This window comes from Sphingopyxis sp. KK2, from assembly GCF_001990265.1.
GTDB lineage: Bacteria > Pseudomonadota > Alphaproteobacteria > Sphingomonadales > Sphingomonadaceae > Sphingopyxis.
This window is the reverse complement of record NZ_LYVN01000115.1, coordinates 1-13,323: the sequence shown is the minus strand read 5'-3', so window position 1 is coordinate 13,323 and position 13,323 is coordinate 1. Positions and strand designations below refer to the sequence as shown.

The following is a 13,323-nucleotide window of genomic DNA, read 5'->3' as shown; positions in this document are numbered from 1 at the left end:
GGGCCAGCAGCGTTGCCAATACCCACCCCGCTGCGACTAGGGCGCAAGCGCCCAAGTCTCGCTGCCCCTCCCGCCTGCGGGAGGGGAGATCATATTATTCTTGGACCACAGCCCCTATCGGAAGAAGCAGTTCGTCCCCGCGAACAGCGCGTCGATCTTTGCCGCATCGCCCGGTGCGGCGAACATGCCGCCGACGACATTCTCGCCCTCGCCGAGGCTGAACTCCTCGCCCAGCGTGCTGTCCTCGATCGCGACGAGCTTGACCGATTCGCCCGCCTTGGCACGGGTCGTGCCGATCGCGATGCCGCTCATCGTCGAATATTGGTCGGCGCCGGGTTCGTTGCCGAGGAACCAGCCGACGAACTTGCCCTGCTGGAAGTTGAGCGTCATCGCGTCGAAACGGGTGAATTCGATCGTACCCGCGCCGCATTGATCGTCGGTCCGCCGGTCGTCGAGGGTGCCCATGACGCGTGCGAGCGCCTCCTCGGCCTGCGCGCGCGGTACGCCGAAGGCGAGCAGGCTGGCCTTGCCGCTTGCCTTGTCGACGAAGCGCAGTCCTTCGCCGTCGAGCGCGACGCCGGTGGTCGCGGCGGCGGGGCCGTCGGCCTTTGCCGCGGGGACCGGGGGTGCGGCGGGCTCCTTGTCGACCGGCGCGGTGTCGGCGGCGGGCTTGCAGGCCGCGAGCAGGCCGATGAGGACGCCATTGAGAATCAGGGTGGTGAGGTGGCGCATCATCGGCTCCTGCGAAGAAGGGGGAGCAGCAATATCGCACCGAGGGTGGCGAGCGCCATATCCTTTTGCGCGTCCCAGATATCGCCCTGTTGCCCGTTATAGCGGTCGGCGGTCTCGCCCGCCGCGACGATGGTGAGCAGCCATTCGAAAATCTCGTAGAGGCACGAGATGGCGAGCGCCCAGGCAAGCACCGTCAGCGCGGCGCCGCGCGGCGTGAGCCCGCCCCAGCGGCGCGCGATCTCGGCGACCGGCACGACCGAGAGCGCGCCGAAGGCGAAGTGGACGAGGCGGTCATAATGGTTGCGGGTCCAGCCGAAGGCGTCGGAGAGGGTGGTGCCGGTGAGCGTATGAACCCAGTCGTCATAGGGGACATTGCTGTAGGCGTAGCGGCCGCCCAATGTGTGAAGCGCGAGGAACGCCACGATGCACGCGAGCGACGCGGTCGAGAGCGGCCAGCGGCGGAGCAGCCAGGGCGACGCGAGCAGGAAGGCGAGCGTCGGGATGTGCTGGAGCAGCGCGATCTCGGGATAGGGCTGCGCGACCTGCGCGGCGAGGAGGAGCGTCGCGAGGAGGGCGAGGAGGATTTTCTGCGCGCGCGGGAGGGCGGCGAAGGCCGCGATCATCGCGTCACCAGCGCAGCGACATGCAGCTGAGCCCCGCGTCGATACGCGCGATCTCGCGCGTCGCGAGCGGGCGGATCGCGAGGCCGCGCGCGCTCAGCAGCGCATGCGTTGCGGGCCAGCGGTCGCCGACGAGAAGACTGTCGTTGATACGCAGGAGGTTGGCGGCTTCCTCCTCGCCCGGGGGCGTCACGACCACCTCGAGCCCGGCGAATTGCGGGCAGTCGGCGAGCGCGGGGACGGCGAAGATCGTCTCTGCGTCGATCAATCCGCAGCCGGTCTTGAAATGGAGCACGCCGGGCGGGGTGTCGGCAATTTCGGCCCGATAGCCGAGGTCGGCGAGCAGCGTCGCGAGCTGCTCGGCGCCGACGCGGTTCGTGCGCGCCGAGAGGCCGATGACGACGCGGTCGGCGAGGCGCAGCACGTCGCCGCCATCGACATGGCCGACGGTGAGTTCGAGCACGCGGTCGTGATGCGCGGCGAGCGCTTCGCCGATATAAGCGACCTCGCCCGCGCGCGTCGCGGCGCCGGGGCGGAGCAGGATCGCGCCTTCGGGAAAGGTCAGCGCGACATCCTCGACGAACAGCGCATCGGGGAAGGCGTCGAGCGGCGGTAGGACGGTGAGGTTCAGGCCAAGCTCGCGCAGAGTCGCGAGATAGGCGTCATGTTCGGTGGCCAGCGCAGGAAAGTCGGGATCGGGGCCACCGTCGGCGCGGATTCCCTTCACCGCCGACGGAGCGGGCGTACGGGTTATGGCATGGGTGAAGGCGTGCGGGGCGGTCATGGGATCAGCGGGCAGGAGCCAGATTCTCTTCGAGGAAGGACAGAACATGGTCCTGCCATGCGCGATCCTGCGTGGCCAGCAGATCATTATGACCCCGGCCCGGCACAATCCACAGGCGCTTCGGCCCCTGCGCGGCGGCGAAGAGGCGTCGCGTTTCGTCAGGCGGGGTATAATGATCGTCGGCGCCTCCGATGATCAGTATGGGTCCGCTGTAGCGCCCGATGGCGGAGATCGGCGAAAGCCGATCGGGACCGACGCCGATACGCAGATCGGACTGGTAGCTCAGCAAGGGTTCGAGCACAGTGGCGGGCCAATCGCCGAGGCGATGGCCGATACGGTTGCGGATCGCGGCGCGGATGTCGGGATAGACGCCCTGAAGGATCAGGGCGTCGGACGCGAGCGGCCCCTGCTCGCCGATCAGCGATGCAGCACCCCCGAGCGAAGAACCGATGATCGCGACCGATGCGCCCGGCCGCTCGGCACGCAGCCAAGCAAGCGCCGCAGCCGCATCGCGGGCCTCGAAATAACCGAAGCTGCGCGCCACCGCCGCCGATTCGCCATGGCCGCGAAAATCGATCGCGAGCACGGCATAGCCCCTTGCGGCAAGCCAGGCGGCCAGTTCGAACTGGCTGGCGCGCGAGCTGTCATTGCCATGCAGCAGCAGCACGGCGGGAGCCGAAGTGTCCGCTGCCGGCCAATAGCTGGCGGCAACCGGCAGCCCATCGGTTGCGCGCAGCGCAACATCGCGGCCGGGCGGGGGCGGCGAAGCGATCGCCGTGTTGGCAGGGCGGGACTGCAACGTGCCGACAGCCCACGCCCCGCCCAGCAGGGAGAGGCTTCCGGCGAGGGACAACAGGCCGAACCAGCGCCGGAAGCGGATCAAATGCTCAGCCCTTCTTGAGGTGGCGGCGGCCGAGCAGTTCGGCGATCTGCACCGCGTTCAGCGCGGCGCCCTTGCGCAGGTTGTCGCTGACGCACCAGAGGTTGAGGCCGTTATCGACCGTCGGGTCCTCGCGGACGCGGCTGACGAAGGTCGCGAAATCGCCGACGCATTCGACGGGGGTGATGTAACCGCCGTCTTCGCGCTTGTCGTGGAGCACGACGCCCGGCGCCTCGCGCAGGATGCGCTGCGCATCCTCCGCCGAGAGTTCATCCTCCATCTCGATGTTGATCGATTCCGAATGGCCGACGAAGACGGGGACGCGGACGCAGGTCGCGGTGACCTTGATCTTCGGATCGAGAATCTTCTTGGTCTCGACGACCATCTTCCACTCTTCCTTGGTCGAGCCGTCGTCGAGGAACTTGTCGATGTGCGGGATGACGTTGAAGGCGATCTGCTTGGTGAACTTCTGCACGTCCTTTTCGTCGCCGACGAAGATCTGGCGCGTCTGGTTCCACAGCTCGTCCATGCCCGCCTTGCCCGCGCCCGACACCGACTGATAGGTCGAGACGACGACGCGCTTGATGGTCGCGGCGTCATGCAGCGGCTTCAATGCGACGACCATCTGCGCGGTCGAGCAGTTGGGGTTCGCGATGATGTTGCGCTTCGTATAGCCGTCGATCGCGTCGGGGTTCACCTCGGGCACGATCAGCGGCACGTCGGGATCCATGCGATAGAGCGACGAGTTGTCGATCACGACGCAGCCCGCGGCCGCAGCCTTGGGCGCGTGGATCGCGGTCGCGTCGCTGCCGATCGCGAAGATCGCCATGTCCCAGCCGGCCCAGTCGAAATTCTCGATATTCTGGCACTTCACCGTCTTGCCGGTGTCGCCGATCTCGATCTCGTCGCCCTGGCTGCGCGACGAGGCGACCGCCGCGATCTCGTCATAGGGGAATTCGCGTTCGGCGAGGATGGCGAGCACTTCGCGCCCGACATTGCCCGTCGCGCCGGCGACAACGATACGATAACCCATTGAAACACTCCTCGTACGTAGAATTCGGTTGAAACTCAGACTTTCCAGCGGAAACGGCCGGTCAGCGGGTGGTCGAACAGCGCGTCTTCCTCGCGCGTGCCGCGACCGATATTGTGGATGATGAGCGGGCGACCCGCTGCGCTAGTTCGGTCGGAGACGATGCCGGTGTGCGGGAAACGTCCGCCGGTCATCGCGGTGAAGATGTCGCCCGGCCGCCAGTCGGCGGGATCGATCGAGAGCGGCAAGCGCGCACGCTGGCGCGTCCAGTAGGCCGCAAGGTTCGGTACGCGGCGATGATCGATGTTGCGGTCGGGACGGCGCAGCCCCCAGTTTTTCGGATAGGCCCCAAAATTGGCCTTCATGTCGGCGTTTACAAGCGCCTGCAGGTCGATGCCCAGCGCGTCGCGATAGGCGCGGATCACGACGTCGGTACACACACCCCTGGCGCGCGGCACGTCGCCGTTCGGGAAAGCGAGCACGGTATAGGCCGGGTCATAGGCGAGCGTGACGCCGACCTGCTTGCGGGCGGCGGCGACGAGCCGCTCGGCGATCGTCGCGGCAAGCGCCCCGCCCGACAGCCCGAGTGCGCCAAAGCACAGCCCCGCGCCGAGGACGGCGCGCCGTGAAGGCTGGAAGGACGCGGACTGCTGCATGGATTTTGCGTTGCCCAAATGAAAACGACCGGCTCTGCCTGTTGGCGGAACCGGTCGTTTTTGAAAGCTGTTTCGGCTTTGTAGAGGAGAAGCTCTCCTTAGCCTTCGCCGGCTTCCGACCGGTAATCGCGGCGTTCCGCAATACGCGCCGATTTACCAGTGCGGCCACGAAGATAGTAAAGCTTCGCACGACGCACGGCACCCTTGCGGATCACGGTAATGCTGTCGATGTTGGGCGAATAGAGCGGGAACACGCGCTCGACGCCTTCGCCGAACGACATCTTGCGCACGGTGAAGTTGGAGCCCATGCCCTTGTTCGAGCGTGCGATGCACACGCCTTCGAAATTCTGCACGCGGGTGCGTTCGCCTTCGACGACCTTCACACCGACCTTCAGCGTGTCGCCGGGGCGGAATTCGGGGATCGTCTTGCCAGCCTTGGCAATTTCTTCGGCTTCGATCGTCTGGATGAGGTTCATGACCCTCTAGTCCTTCTTTTTTCGCCGCGCGCCAGAGGCAGGTCGGTCCCGAGCATCGACATGACGCTCCCAAAGGTCCGGCCTGCGTAACCGTGTCTGATCCTCCGCCTGTTGTTTCCGCCAGGCGGCGATCTTCGCATGATCCCCCGATCGCAGCACTTCGGGGATCGTGCGCCCTTCCCATTCAACAGGTCGGGTATAGTGCGGATATTCGAGCAAACCGTTCTCGAACGATTCGTCGTCCCCGCTTGAAGTCGCGCCCATTACGCCGGGAATCAGCCGAATGCAAGCGTCGAGGAGCATCAGCGCCCCCATCTCGCCGCCCGACAAGATGATATCCCCCATCGACACCTGTTCGATCGGCCGCGCGTCGAAGATGCGTTCGTCGAAACCCTCGAAACGCCCGCACAAGATGATCGCCCCCGGCCCCGCCGCGAGACTGCGCACGCGCGCCTGGGCGATCGGCGCCCCGCGCGGGGTCATCGCGAGGACCGGGAGGTCGGGATTCGCCGCGACCGCATGGTCGAGCGCGGCGGCCAATATGTCGGCCTTGAGCACCATGCCCGCGCCGCCGCCGGCCGGCGTGTCGTCGACGGTGCGGTGCCGATCGGTCGCGAAATCGCGGATCTGGACAGGCGCGCAGGACCAAACCCCCGCCTCGAGCGCACGACCCGCCATGCTGTGCCCCAGCGGGCCGGGAAACATGTCGGGATAGAGGGTCAGGGGGACGGCGGTGAAGGTCATTTTTGTGTCCAATTCTCGACCATTAATCCCGGTACGTCGGCAAAGTCGGCTTTGTTGTTGGTGATGACAGTTGCGCCGATACTGAGCGCATGAGCTGCCAGCAATCGATCAAAACGCGCACGTTTGAAGGGCAATCTTGCGTATTCCCGCGCCGCCGCCTCGTCGAACGGCAGGATCGGGATCGCCCGCACAAATGCTTCAAGAATGTCGGGAGGCGGTGGCTTGCCGAGTTCCGACCCCAAGGCGATTTCCGCAAAACTAACCGCCGATAGCGCGACCTCGCCAGGAATGCAGTCGGACAATCGCTCGCCGAGCGCGGGGAATTGCGCCGTCATCGCGTACACGGCGCAGTCCGCATCGATCAGATAGCGGATCACGATCCGGACGTTGTCTTCGCAGCAGCTTCCCGCGCGGCGATCGCACTGGGGCGTTCATCGAAATCGCGCCGTTCGGGAACCTTGAGCCCGGGCGCCTTGCCCCAGAAGCCGCTGATATCGAGCTTGGCCTTTGGTTTCTCGGCAGGTTCGAAGCGGAATTCGCCATGCTCCTCGCGGACGATCATCTCGGTCCCCTCCTCCAGCCCGAGTGCCTTGGGCAAACGCAGAGCTAGCGAGTTGCCCGACTTGAAGACTTTGGCGCGATATTCCTTGGTCATGGCAAACTCCGTATATACGCAATGTATATACGAGCGATTGATCGGTCAAGACTGCGGCGCGCGCGCCACCTACCGATCCTTCTCCAGCTCGGCGAGCAGCCATTCGCGGAAGCGTTCGATCTTGCGCACCCCGACGCGGTTGTCGCGGTGGACGAGCCACAGGCCGCGGCCGGTGTCGAGGACGGTCGGGAAAGGCTGGACGAGGCGGCCGCTGTCGAGTTCGTTCCGCCAGAAGAGCGGGGTCATCATCGCGACGCCATAGCCCGCCTGCACCGCGCTCGCCTCCTGCAGCTGGCTGTCGAGTTCGATGCCGCGCCGCGACGGCGGCGGTACCGTCGGTACCCCGGCGGCGATGAACCAGTCGGCCCACCAGCTGTCGTTCGGCGCCAGCCGTTCGACGCGCAGCAGGTCGGCGGGTTCGGCGATGCCCTCCGCCGCGAGGAAGGCGGGCGAGCACATCGGGGTCACCGACTGGTCGAGCAGATGCTGGCCGCGCAGCCCCGGCCAGTCGCCGCGGCCGATGCGGATCGCGACATCGACGTTCGAGGCGTCGAAGTCGATCAGCATGTTCGACATCGACAGTCGCACCGCAAGGTCGGGGTAGGCGAGCTGGAAGCGGCCGATGCGCGCGGCGAGCCAGGCGCCGCCGAAGCTGGTCACCGCGTTGATCGTCAGCACCTCGGCCTCGTCGCTGTCGAGCGCGGCGAAAGCGTCGCCCATCGCGGCGAAGGCGCCGGAGATCGCGGGGAGCAGCCGCTGCCCGGTTTCGGAAAGGCGCACCCGCCCCTTTTCGCGCACGAACAGCGCGCGGCCGAGCCGATCCTCCAATTGGCGTACCTGATAGCTGACCGCCGCCTGCGTCATTCCCAATTCCTCCGCCGCGCGCGAGAAATTTTCCAGACGACCGGCGGCTTCGAAGGTTCGAACCGCGGCGAGCGGGGGTATGCGGGACATGCCAATATATAAGGTCAACTTATGATAGGGCACAAGGCTTTTGTTGGCGGCGAGCCGCGCAAAGGCGCATCTGGGGCGCATCGCAAAGAAGGAGAAAGACGATGCAGGACGAAATCTGGATGCGGAACTGGAACGACGCGCACCCGCGCTTCAGCAGCGATATCGATCGCGGTTTTGCCATGATCGCGGGCACGATCGCCCGGCTGCGCCGCCGCCGCGACGACCGCGATGCCATGCTGCGCGGACGGATCGGGCTCGGCTGACCGGTGCTCGCCACGCGACGCCGCCATGGTCGCAGCGTCGAACTTGCCGGAGAGAGTCCCCGCCGCAAGGTGCTCTTCGGCAAGTTCGGCGCTGCGGCCCCGAAAAACAGCACGGGCAAGACGCGCTTTCGCCGTCGATGTTAACCAAAAATCAGCCGCTTGGCGCCTAGCCTCCTCGCTTCTCGGACCAGGGGGATATGATGGCGCGATGGGCGCGGGCGTTGAGGGTAAGCGCGGTGCTGTTTTGCACCGCCGTACCCGTGCGCGCGCAATCGGCGCTGGCCGACGGCACCGACATGAACTGGGACGGCGTGCTGACCGGGCTTTTCCTGGGCCTGCTGCTGTTTTCGGTCGCCTATAACGCCGCCTTTTTCGCGCTGCTGCGCGAACGCTTCCTGATCTGGCAGAGCGCGCGGACGCTCGCCTATTTCCTGCTGACAATCCTGTTGTCGCCGCTCGCGATGGGCGCCTTCCTGCCGCCCGACAGTTTCGACCGGCAAATCTGGATCAATATCCTGTTCGACCTGGGCATCGTGCTGTCGGGGCCGTTCCTGCGCGCCTATCTGGAACCCGGGATGATCGGGCGGCGGCATTACCAGCTGCTCGGCTGGCCGCCCGCGCTGATCCTGCTGACCACGCCGGCGGTGCTGATGAGCGATCCGCCCATGCTCTATTTCGCGATGCGCAACCTGTTGTTCACCGCGATGCTGGTGACCGCGGTCGGGGCGGTCGTCGTGGCGATCCGCCGCGGCAGCCGCACCGCGCGCTATCAGGCAATGGCGTGGAGCGGGATCACCGGGGTGCTGGCGGTCAGCCTGTTCCACGACATCTTCATGCCCGAACCCTTTCGCCTGCTGCTGTTCCTGCTGCTCCCGGCGCTGGGGCTCGAGGTGATATTGACCGCCTTCGGCATCCTCGACCGGCTCGTCCGGCTTCGCCGCGACCGGCAGGAGGCGCAGGCGCAGGCCGAGGCGATGCGCGTCATCGCGCACACCGACCCGCTGACCGGGCTGCCCAACCGCCGCGCGATCGAGGAAAGTTACGGCAAGGAACCACCGGTCGCGATCGCGATCGTCGACCTCGACCATTTCAAGGCGATCAACGACCGCCACGGCCATGACGTCGGCGACCGGGTGATCTTTGCCGCAGGGGTCGCGCTGGGATCGGGCAGCGCGATGGCGGCGCGGATCGGCGGCGAGGAATTCGCGCTGCTGTTCCGCTGCGAAGCGAGCGCGGTCGCGGGCGAGGCCGAGCGGCTGCGCCAGCGCGTCGGATCCTATATCGCGCAGATGGTGCCGTCGCTGAAGCGCCCGGTGACCGCGTCGATGGGGCTGGTCCATATCGCGCGCGACACGAGTTTCGGCGCGGCGATGAAGTCGGCCGACATCAATCTTTACGCCGCAAAGGAAAGCGGCCGCGACCGGGTGGTATTCATCGCGGCGGCGTGACGCCGCGAACGGGGGAAAGCCGATGTCGAATATGTGGTATCTGATCGCCGAGACGGTCGCCGACGCGGTCGAGGACCGCCGCGAGCGCAAGCAGCGCGGACCGCGCATCCGCGAGCGGCCCGACGGTTTTTCGCGCGAGCGGGTCGCCAACGGCTTTGTCGGGCTGCCGGACCAATATGACGATCTGACCGATCGCGGGATGCGCCATGCGGTCTATAACCTCGTCGGGCGCAAATTCTTCGACCGGCTGTTCCTCGGCACGGTGATGGCCATCGCGCTTGCGCTGTTCGCGCATATTTCGGGCCTCTTTCCGTGGGTCGGCTTTTCGACCTTTCATCATGGCAAGAGCATCTTGCCCAACTGGCGCGAGGACGTCGGGCTGCACACGATGTTCCTGTTCGAAGGCCAGCGGCTGGTGATCGACTATGATCTGGCGATGACCGAACGGTCGGGCCGCGATCATGCCGCCGTCGCGACGCTCTATGGCAAGACGATGCCCGGCAAGTTCAGCTATCCGGTCCGCGTGGCCGAAGGGTCGGGGCGGCTGTCGATCCCGATCGAACGGACCGGCTTCCTGATCGTCAAGACTCCGAACCACCGCACGAACGAATTTCGGAACGACCAGCGGGTGAAGTCCGCGACGGTCAAATGGGGCGCGATGTGGCGCGACCCGGGCGGCGATTACCGGACGCGCTCGATCGCCGAGGTCGCCGCGGACCTGTCGAAGCCGCGCTAGGGTGCGGGCGGCGGCACGACGCGCAGCCGCCAGGCCTGGATCGTCACCGGGCTCGTCGGCGCGAGCAGCAGCGTGCCGTCGAGTTTGCCCTTGTCGCAATTGAGGCGGAAGGCGGTCGATAGCGCGCCGGTCGGGGCGAGCGGTTCGGCGCTCGGGCAGGTGCCGACCTGGTCCTTGAGCTTTGCGAGTTCCGCCGCCCAATTGGCGGCCGAACGGTCGAGCAGGAAGTTCATCGCGAGCTTGCCGTCGAGCGGTTTCAGATTGCCCGCGGCATAGGCAGCCTGCGTCGCGGCGAACATCTGCGCCACCGCGGGCGACACCGGGGTGTCGCGGCCGACGAGCAGCCCGGCCTTGTCCATCGCCACCGCCGTGTCCCATGCCGGCCCCGACGGCCCGGCATAGGTGCGGTTGGCGAGCGCGAAGACGGCGGTGCCGCTGTCGGGCATCAGCATCACATGGCTGCCATAGCCCGGATAACCGCCGCCATGCGCGAGGGTGAGGCCGAGCTCGCAATCCTGCGCGACGCGCCAGCCCATGCCATAGGCCAGGCTCTGCTTGCACGCCTCGGCGCCGGTCGAGCCGATGCGGTTGACGACCGAGGTGAAGTTCGATCCCTGCGCGAGTTCGCGCACCGTCGCGCGGCGGACCGGGCCGGTGTCGGGATCGTCGCGCGCGGGCCAGGCCGAGAGCAGGAAGGCGACCCATTTGGCATAATCATTGGCGCTGACCTGAAGCCCGCCCATCGCATTGAACGCGCCGTCGACCATTTCGGGTTCCGCCGCCCAGGCATCATTTTCCCAGCGATAGCCGAGCGCATAGGTCTCTTTCGGCGCGTGCGGCGCGTCGAAGCCGCTGTGCGCCATGCCGAGCGGGGTCAGGATCGTCCGTTGGACATAGTCGGTATAGGCCATGCCCGAGGCGTTGGCGACGATGCGGCCGAGCAGCGCATAGCCGAAGTTCGAATATTCATGTTGGCTCTGCGGCGCGCGGCTGAAGGGCACGCCGGCGGCGATCATCCGGGTGAATTCGGCCTGCGGCAGCACCTGCTGCCGGTCGCCCCACGGATCGTCGGTGACGAAACCGCCGACATGCTGGAGCAGGTCGCGGATGCGAATGCGCGGGCTGTCCTTGGTGGGATAGGTCCAAGACTTCATTTCGGGCACATATTGCTCGGCAAGGTCGTCGAGGCGGAGCTTGCCGTCGTCGCGCAGCTTGAGGATCGCGAGCGCGGTGAAGGCCTTGGTCATCGAGGCGATGCGGAAAAGGCTGTCGGCGGTGACCGGGCGCTTCGCCTCGAGGTCCTGCACCCCGATGCCCTTCACATGGACGAGCTTGCCGTCCTGGACGATGCCATAGACCATGCCGGGAATATGCGCGTCGACCTGATATTTGGCGAAGAGCGCGTCGATCTCGGGCGTCAGCTGCTCGAGGCTTTGCGGCGCGGCGTCCTGCGCGAGCGCGGGCGACGCGGCCGCCAGCATGGCTGCAAAAAGAAAAGCCGGTCTCAGGCGCATCGGATCCTCCACAAGCGAGCGAGGCGAGTCCGCCCTCCCCTCATCCCGACCTGATCCGGGGTCGCGTGCGCGAGGTCAAGCCTCAAGCGGGGCGGCGGGTGACGAGGGCGGCAACCCTAAATTCGTTGGGCTTGCTTTGACCGGCGATATCAGCAGGATGGCGGCGCGTCGTGGGGGCGCCTGGGGATTCGGACATGCGAAAATTTGTCTATGCGGTGGTGGCGGTGTCGGCGCTGGGCGTCACGGTGCCGGCGGCGGCCGAATGGGTCGAGCTGACCAGCGACGACCGCGGGCTCGTCCAATATTACGACCCGGCGACGGTGAAGCGGAACGGGCAGTTCGTGCAATATCGCGCCCGCGCCGACGGCCGCAGCGCGACGCTCGACGAGGATGAGCCGGTGCTAAGCGATTCGCTCGAAGAGCTGGACTGCAAGGGCAACCGGATGCGGCCGATGGAGATCATCGATTATGACGCGTCGGGCGCCGAAATCGAACGTTTCGACATGACCGACGACGAATATTGGTTCGATATCGTGCCCGAGTCGATCGCGGCGCGCAAACGCGAGCAATTCTGCCGCTGAGCCGGACGGCCTAGCCGGCGTCGGCGAAGGCGCGGGTGACGACGAGCCGCTCGGCGTTCCATTCGGGGACCGCCTCGGCGCGCATCGGCACCATGAAGCGCTTGCCGGTCGGGCGCTCGATCTCGACGATGTCGCCCGCACCGAAATTGTCGATCGCGACAACCTGACCGAGCGGCGTGCCGTCGTCGGCGACGCATGGCAGGCCGAGCAGGTCGTGGTGATAATATTCGCCCTCGGCGAGCGGCGGCAGCGCCGAACGCGCGACGGTGAGCAATGTGCCGCGCAGCGCCTCGGCCGCGCTGCGGTCGGTGACTTCGGCAAAGCTCGCGACCGCGCCCTGATTGGCGGGGCGGATCGACTTCAGGGTCAGCTGGCGGTCGCCCGCGCTGAATGTGGAAAAGGCGCGGAGAGCCTCCGCGCCTTCGCCGAACAGCTTGAGACGCACCTCGCCCCGCACCCCATGCGCGCCGGCAATGGCGGCGAGGGTAACGGGGCGATGCGCGTCGGCCAAGGCTTAGGCCTTGGCTTCTTCTTCGCCGGCTTCGGCAGCCGGAGCTTCCTCGGCAACCGGGCCGCCTTCGGCGACTTCCTCGGCGATCGCGGTCGCGTCTTCGGCGGTCGCGTCGGCGGGGACTTCCTCGGCCACCGCTTCGGCGACGGCTTCGGCGGTTTCTTCGCTCTTCACCGAACCGGTTGCGTCCGATTCAGCGGCTTCGGGAGCGGCAGCTTCTTCGGCCACGACTTCTTCAGCGGCCGGAGCGGCTTCTTCGACGACTTCGGGCTCGGGGGCCGGAGCGGCGGCAGCAGCGGCTGCGGCTTCGGCGGCGTCAGCAGCCTTCTGGGCCTTTTCTTCGGCGCGTTCCTTGGCCTTTTCGCCCGGGACGGCCTTGTTCGGGTTGTTGCGCGCGGCGCGTTCGAGGACACCCGCGGCGTCGAGGAAGCGGGCGACACGGTCGGTCGGCTGCGCGCCAACCGAGACCCAGTGCTTCGCACGCTCGGCGTCGAGCTTCACGCGCTCGGGATTGTCCTTGCCGAGCAGCGGGTTGTAGCTGCCGATGCGCTCGATGAAGCGGCCGTCGCGCGGGGCGCGCGAATCGGCGACGACGATCTTGTAATAGGGGCGCTTTTTCGAACCGCCGCGCGACAGGCGAATGGAGGTAGCCATAGGTAATTCCTTCTTTCTAATTCAAATTCAGGTTGTCGGTTAAAGTCACTTTTTCTTGTTCATCAGATTGGCGAGTTCGGGCGGG

The 13,323-nt window shown here is 66.5% G+C and carries 17 protein-coding genes and 1 pseudogene; 4 read left to right on the top strand and 14 right to left on the bottom strand.

Annotation, left to right across the window (positions count from 1 at the left end):
* Positions 1-114 precede the first annotated feature (114 nt).
* The 11 genes from B1A78_RS16505 to B1A78_RS16455 form a co-directional block, all read right to left on the bottom strand.
* Positions 115-732 carry a hypothetical protein gene (locus B1A78_RS16505; RefSeq protein WP_144037869.1) on the bottom strand — a complete coding sequence of 206 codons (618 nt, stop codon included), beginning with the start codon at positions 730-732 and terminating at the stop codon, positions 115-117.
* Positions 732-1,355, bottom strand: coding sequence for a DUF2238 domain-containing protein (locus B1A78_RS16500; protein ID WP_077148010.1), 624 nt, complete (start codon positions 1,353-1,355; stop codon positions 732-734). The genes B1A78_RS16505 and B1A78_RS16500 overlap by 1 nt, the downstream gene beginning before the upstream one ends.
* A gap of 4 nt (positions 1,356-1,359) precedes the next feature.
* Positions 1,360-2,136, bottom strand: coding sequence for an arginine deiminase family protein (locus B1A78_RS16495; protein WP_077148009.1), 777 nt, complete (start codon positions 2,134-2,136; stop codon positions 1,360-1,362).
* 4 nt (positions 2,137-2,140) lie between these two features.
* On the bottom strand, positions 2,141-3,019 hold the full coding sequence (locus B1A78_RS16490; protein WP_077148008.1) for an alpha/beta hydrolase: 879 nt from the start codon (positions 3,017-3,019) through the stop codon (positions 2,141-2,143).
* A 4-nt stretch (positions 3,020-3,023) separates the two neighbouring features.
* Positions 3,024-4,049: an aspartate-semialdehyde dehydrogenase gene (locus B1A78_RS16485; protein ID WP_077148007.1), complete on the bottom strand. Its 1,026-nt coding sequence runs from the start codon at positions 4,047-4,049 to the stop codon at positions 3,024-3,026.
* Positions 4,050-4,084: 35 nt separating this feature from the next.
* On the bottom strand, positions 4,085-4,702 hold the full coding sequence (locus B1A78_RS16480; RefSeq protein ID WP_083734239.1) for a DUF1287 domain-containing protein: 618 nt from the start codon (positions 4,700-4,702) through the stop codon (positions 4,085-4,087).
* A gap of 98 nt (positions 4,703-4,800) precedes the next feature.
* On the bottom strand, positions 4,801-5,178 hold the full coding sequence (gene rplS / locus B1A78_RS16475; protein ID WP_058808697.1) for a 50S ribosomal protein L19: 378 nt from the start codon (positions 5,176-5,178) through the stop codon (positions 4,801-4,803).
* Between the two features lie 6 nt (positions 5,179-5,184).
* Positions 5,185-5,922: a tRNA (guanosine(37)-N1)-methyltransferase TrmD gene (gene trmD / locus B1A78_RS16470; protein ID WP_077148006.1), complete on the bottom strand. Its 738-nt coding sequence runs from the start codon at positions 5,920-5,922 to the stop codon at positions 5,185-5,187.
* On the bottom strand, positions 5,919-6,299 hold the full coding sequence (locus tag B1A78_RS16465; protein ID WP_077148005.1) for a type II toxin-antitoxin system VapC family toxin: 381 nt from the start codon (positions 6,297-6,299) through the stop codon (positions 5,919-5,921). The genes trmD and B1A78_RS16465 overlap by 4 nt, the downstream gene beginning before the upstream one ends.
* Positions 6,296-6,577, bottom strand: a complete 282-nt coding sequence (locus tag B1A78_RS16460) for an AbrB/MazE/SpoVT family DNA-binding domain-containing protein (protein WP_077148004.1) — start codon at positions 6,575-6,577, stop codon at positions 6,296-6,298. The genes B1A78_RS16465 and B1A78_RS16460 overlap by 4 nt, the downstream gene beginning before the upstream one ends.
* Positions 6,578-6,646: 69 nt before the next feature.
* Positions 6,647-7,531, bottom strand: a complete 885-nt coding sequence (locus tag B1A78_RS16455; protein WP_077148013.1) for a LysR substrate-binding domain-containing protein — start codon at positions 7,529-7,531, stop codon at positions 6,647-6,649.
* 101 nt (positions 7,532-7,632) lie between these two features.
* On the opposite strand from B1A78_RS16455, the gene B1A78_RS22740 reads away from it, so the two are divergent.
* From B1A78_RS22740 to B1A78_RS16445, 3 genes are all read left to right on the top strand, one after another.
* Positions 7,633-7,794 carry a hypothetical protein gene (locus B1A78_RS22740; protein WP_179102069.1) on the top strand — a complete coding sequence of 54 codons (162 nt, stop codon included), beginning with the start codon at positions 7,633-7,635 and terminating at the stop codon, positions 7,792-7,794.
* Positions 7,795-7,994: 200 nt separating this feature from the next.
* Positions 7,995-9,242, top strand: coding sequence for a diguanylate cyclase (locus B1A78_RS16450; RefSeq protein ID WP_218667992.1), 1,248 nt, complete (start codon positions 7,995-7,997; stop codon positions 9,240-9,242).
* Positions 9,243-9,264: 22 nt separating this feature from the next.
* A complete protein-coding gene (locus tag B1A78_RS16445) occupies positions 9,265-9,978 on the top strand; it encodes a hypothetical protein (protein WP_077148002.1) in 714 nt (237 codons plus the stop codon).
* On the opposite strand, the gene B1A78_RS16440 is transcribed toward B1A78_RS16445, so the two are convergent.
* Positions 9,975-11,459, bottom strand: coding sequence for a serine hydrolase (locus B1A78_RS16440; RefSeq protein WP_256838970.1), 1,485 nt, complete (start codon positions 11,457-11,459; stop codon positions 9,975-9,977). The two genes, B1A78_RS16445 and B1A78_RS16440, sit on opposite strands and share 4 nt — an antisense overlap.
* Before the next feature lie 227 nt (positions 11,460-11,686).
* Here B1A78_RS16440 and B1A78_RS16435 point away from each other — a divergent pair, with 227 nt between their 5' ends.
* Complete coding sequence (locus tag B1A78_RS16435; protein WP_077148001.1) at positions 11,687-12,073, top strand: surface-adhesin E family protein; 387 nt, start codon at positions 11,687-11,689, stop codon at positions 12,071-12,073.
* 10 nt (positions 12,074-12,083) lie between these two features.
* Here B1A78_RS16435 and rimM read toward each other — a convergent pair whose 3' ends face one another.
* Together rimM and rpsP are read right to left on the bottom strand one after the other, a co-directional pair.
* A complete protein-coding gene (gene rimM, locus B1A78_RS16430; RefSeq protein ID WP_077148000.1) occupies positions 12,084-12,584 on the bottom strand; it encodes a ribosome maturation factor RimM in 501 nt (166 codons plus the stop codon).
* A gap of 189 nt (positions 12,585-12,773) precedes the next feature.
* Positions 12,774-13,238: pseudogene (gene rpsP / locus B1A78_RS16425) on the bottom strand (30S ribosomal protein S16); the annotation flags it as partial.
* Positions 13,239-13,323: the final 85 nt, after the last annotated feature.

What these genes read in the sequence shown, in the direction of transcription:
- B1A78_RS16435 (WP_077148001.1), top strand. Translation starts at nt 11,687, where the DNA reads ATGCGAAAATTTGTCTATGCGGTGGTGGCGGTGTCGGCGCTGGGCGTC.
- trmD (WP_077148006.1), bottom strand. Translation starts at nt 5,922, where the DNA reads ATGACCTTCACCGCCGTCCCCCTGACCCTCTATCCCGACATGTTTCCC.
- B1A78_RS22740 (WP_179102069.1), top strand. Translation starts at nt 7,633, where the DNA reads ATGCAGGACGAAATCTGGATGCGGAACTGGAACGACGCGCACCCGCGC.
- B1A78_RS16500 (WP_077148010.1), bottom strand. Translation starts at nt 1,355, where the DNA reads ATGATCGCGGCCTTCGCCGCCCTCCCGCGCGCGCAGAAAATCCTCCTC.
- B1A78_RS16460 (WP_077148004.1), bottom strand. Translation starts at nt 6,577, where the DNA reads ATGACCAAGGAATATCGCGCCAAAGTCTTCAAGTCGGGCAACTCGCTA.
- B1A78_RS16495 (WP_077148009.1), bottom strand. Translation starts at nt 2,136, where the DNA reads ATGACCGCCCCGCACGCCTTCACCCATGCCATAACCCGTACGCCCGCT.
- B1A78_RS16450 (WP_218667992.1), top strand. Translation starts at nt 7,995, where the DNA reads ATGGCGCGATGGGCGCGGGCGTTGAGGGTAAGCGCGGTGCTGTTTTGC.
- B1A78_RS16485 (WP_077148007.1), bottom strand. Translation starts at nt 4,049, where the DNA reads ATGGGTTATCGTATCGTTGTCGCCGGCGCGACGGGCAATGTCGGGCGC.
- B1A78_RS16480 (WP_083734239.1), bottom strand. Translation starts at nt 4,702, where the DNA reads ATGCAGCAGTCCGCGTCCTTCCAGCCTTCACGGCGCGCCGTCCTCGGC.
- B1A78_RS16440 (WP_256838970.1), bottom strand. Translation starts at nt 11,459, where the DNA reads ATGCTGGCGGCCGCGTCGCCCGCGCTCGCGCAGGACGCCGCGCCGCAA.
- rplS (WP_058808697.1), bottom strand. Translation starts at nt 5,178, where the DNA reads ATGAACCTCATCCAGACGATCGAAGCCGAAGAAATTGCCAAGGCTGGC.
- B1A78_RS16505 (WP_144037869.1), bottom strand. Translation starts at nt 732, where the DNA reads ATGCGCCACCTCACCACCCTGATTCTCAATGGCGTCCTCATCGGCCTG.
- B1A78_RS16455 (WP_077148013.1), bottom strand. Translation starts at nt 7,531, where the DNA reads ATGTCCCGCATACCCCCGCTCGCCGCGGTTCGAACCTTCGAAGCCGCC.
- B1A78_RS16445 (WP_077148002.1), top strand. Translation starts at nt 9,265, where the DNA reads ATGTCGAATATGTGGTATCTGATCGCCGAGACGGTCGCCGACGCGGTC.